This is a genomic window from Lutibacter sp. B1, from assembly GCF_012524075.1.
Classification (GTDB): Bacteria; Bacteroidota; Bacteroidia; order Flavobacteriales; family Flavobacteriaceae; genus Lutibacter.
On the sequence record NZ_JAAZUI010000145.1, the window covers coordinates 1 to 651 of the forward strand.

General features: G+C 31.2%; 1 protein-coding gene. It reads right to left on the bottom strand.

Annotated features, from left to right (window positions below):
• Nucleotides 1-141 precede the first annotated feature (141 nt).
• The gene (locus tag HGB55_RS15295; protein WP_168817960.1) at nucleotides 142-531 is read right to left on the bottom strand and encodes a hypothetical protein; all 390 of its coding nucleotides are present in this window, start codon (nucleotides 529-531) and stop codon (nucleotides 142-144) included.
• Nucleotides 532-651: the final 120 nt, after the last annotated feature.

Here is a 651-nt window from a genome sequence, read left to right on the forward strand (position 1 = left end):
AACGGGCTTGGCTATGGTTTCGTTGCGTGAAAATCCGCGAGGATTTTCCACCGTAAACCGAAGATAGCAAATTTGCGAGGACTTTCCGAAAGGAAAGTCAGAAGCAATGAATTATAGCCGTTGTTGTACATAGTGCTTTATTTATTCTATTTTAATGTCAATCAATGAAACATCTCCATTTGATTTTCTTTTCAGTTTTACGATGTAGTTACTCCTAATAATGGCACCAAATCCATTTTGAGAATCCACATAAGAGGTTATTGTGTATATGTCATTTTCTCTTTTTACTTTAGCTTGAAACATTGGCTGAAAATCAGCAGTCTTTGGTGATTTTAATCTGCTTTCTACAAATTTTTGTGATGCATAAACAGCCTCGTTGTCACTTAAATAATTGGATGTGTTTTTAGGAACGTTAAACTCTTTTCCATAATCGTCTCCTAAAACAATTCTATTGTAAATATCTCCACCAATAAAGACTAATGCAATCAGAATAATTATTATAACTATTGGTTTTTTTAAAAGTTCTTTCATTCTGTTATTTTTTATGAGTTCTTAAAGTTCTATTTTTAATTTTGATATTTTAAATTGGAAATTAAGTGTGTTTTTATTCCGTTTTGGATTCGTTTTCGTTTTTTCGCATTATGTACAACG